This is a genomic window from Rhizobium sp. RSm-3 (assembly GCF_001854685.1).
Lineage (GTDB): Bacteria > Pseudomonadota > Alphaproteobacteria > Rhizobiales > Rhizobiaceae > Rhizobium > Rhizobium ecuadorense.
The window spans coordinates 1-2,430 of sequence record NZ_MAWZ01000053.1; the positions used below are offsets into that span (position 1 = coordinate 1).

Annotated in this window: 1 protein-coding gene and 1 pseudogene; both read left to right on the forward strand. The window is 58.1% G+C overall.

From position 1 onward, the window contains the following. The first annotated feature begins 170 nt into the window (after window positions 1–170). Window positions 171–1,457: an IS21 family transposase gene (gene istA, locus BBJ66_RS27135; protein WP_016737538.1), complete on the forward strand. Its 1,287-nt coding sequence runs from the start codon at window positions 171–173 to the stop codon at window positions 1,455–1,457. After that, a pseudogene (istB, locus tag BBJ66_RS27140) lies at window positions 1,457–2,252 on the forward strand (IS21-like element ISSme2 family helper ATPase IstB). The gene istA and the pseudogene istB overlap by 1 nt, the downstream one beginning before the upstream one ends. Window positions 2,253–2,430: the final 178 nt, after the last annotated feature.

Consider the following 2,430-nt stretch of genomic DNA (forward strand, 5'->3'; position numbering starts at 1 on the left):
CTCCATGGCGGAACGTCGTCGACAGCTTTCGACGTTCATTTCGAATGATCGTTGCGTGATGAACAAGTCGGTCCACCGCGGCACCCGCCCGCAGGTGTCAGGCGAAATGAGAAACTGACCCCCTAACGAAATGAAGAACTGCCCCCTCGTGTGACAACGAGGAGAGATGGATGACAAGTGCGATTTCAGCGCATCCTGCATCGTGGGGAACGATGCAGGGCGAAGATATGCTTGAGGCAGATGAGGTGGTGGCAATGTTGCGGCTGCACGAGCTTGGTTGGGGTGCCAAGCGTCTATCGAAGGAATTTGGATGTGCTCGCAACACTGTCCGTCGATATCTTCGTGAGGGTGGAGCGGTACCCTTCAAGAAGCCGGTTCGGAGGAGTGCTTTTGATGGCCTTGATGATTGGCTTCGTGAACGCTTCTTTCGCCATGATGGCAATGCCGATGTGATCCGGCAGGAGCTGGCGAGCGAGCATGGAATTATCATCGGTTTGCGTTCGGTAGAGCTTCGAGTCCGGGAATGGCGGCGGGAACTCAAGGCGCAAAAGCGTGCGACAGTGCGGTTTGAAACGCCGCCTGGTCGTCAGTTGCAGATCGACTTCGGGCAGACGCGTGTCTGGATCGGTGACGAGCGGCTTCGGGTAAACGTCTTTGTCGCCACGCTAAGCTATTCCAGACGCATTCATATCCGTGCCTCATTGAGAGAAGGGCAGACAGATTGGTTCGAGGGGATGGAAGGCGCGTTTCTTCGGTTTGGCGGCGTTCCCGTTGAGGTTTTGCTGGATAATGCGAAGGCACTTGTCGAACATCACGACGCGGTTAGCCGGGAGGTTCGCTTCAATGCGCGACTCTGGGCGTTTGCCCGTTACTGGGGCTTCGCGCCACGCGCTTGCGCTCCCTACCGGGCGCGAACAAAGGGGAAGGACGAGCGCGGGGTCGGGTACGTCAAGAAGAATGCTATCGCTGGTCGCCGGTTTGAGAACTGGGCTTCGTTCGAGGCGCACCTTGACCGATGGATACGAGAGATCGCAGACCGACGAGAACACGGCACGACTGGTGAAGCACCAATTGAACGCTTTGCTGCGGAGGCCGAAGCCCTTCGGCCGCTATCCGGCCGCGTACCGTTTGGACAACTACGCGACCTCGTGCGCAAAGTGCAGGCGGACTGCGCCATCGATCTCGACACAAACAGCTATTCCGTACCCTGGCGTCTCATCGGCGAGAGCGTCCAAGTCGTTGTATTGGCTGGCCGTGTAATTATCCGTCACGCTGGCCAGGTTGTGGCCGATCATCCTCTCTGCCAGGGACGGCGACAACGGATCGTCGACCGGGATCACTTTGTTGGCTTCGCGGGTAGCGAAGGACTGGTTCGCACCGCTCCAGTCGAGCTGGCACCAGCCGCCTTGCTGCGACCTCTTGCGGAATACGAGGCCGTTGTTGGAGGTGGCTGGTGATGACGACCGTCGATCACGATTTACTCATCGCGACACTCGATCGGCTAAAGCTGACGGCGATCCGCGATCAACTCGACACGTTGCTGGACGAGGCGCTCGAAGATGACGTTGCGCGAAGCTCTGGCGTTCCTGGTCTCACGAGAGATTGCCCGGCGCGATGAACGGCGCATCTCGATGTCGAGCAAGTTGGCGCAGTTCCCCTTCGTACGCGAACTCGATGGCTTCGACTTCGAGGCACAGCCCTCGCTGGATCGAGGACAGATCAGGGAGCTGTCAACCTGCCGCTGGATTGCTCACGGCGACACCGTCCTATTCCTCGGACCTCCGGGCACCGGTAAGACGCACCTTGCTGTCAGTCTTGGCCGAGAAGCAATCCGCCAGAACTACAACGTTCAATTCGTCACGGCGGCCACTCTGGTTGCGATGCTCGCCAAGGCCCATAACGATGGCTCATTGGACAAGCAGTTGACAATCCTATCGCGGCCGAAACTGCTGATCATCGACGAGCTGGGATATCTGCCCTTCGAAGCTAACGCCGCCCACCTGTTCTTCCAACTGGTCTCTCGCCGCTATGAAAGGGGATCGATCCTGATTACCTCCAATCGATCGGTCGGAGAGTGGGGGAGCGTCTTTGGAGACCCTGTCGTCGCCACCGCGATATTGGACCGCCTGCTGCACCATTCGACGGTGATCACCATCCGAGGTGATAGCTACAGGCTTCGCGAAAAGCGCCGTTCCGGCCTTCTGCAGAAGGCCGGAACAGCGCTTGAGACAAACGAAACAGCAAATCAATGAAGGGGTCAGTTCTTCGTTTCGCCTACGGGGTCAAATCTTCACTTCGCTTGACAGCAGGCATAGTTTGATAGTTGCAGGATACGGGGTCGGCATCGAGCACCCAACTCACACGTTGGCTCATGATCGCTGTATGAAATGCATCCGGCGCCATGGGCGGGTTTCGTCCTGGCCTGAAGCC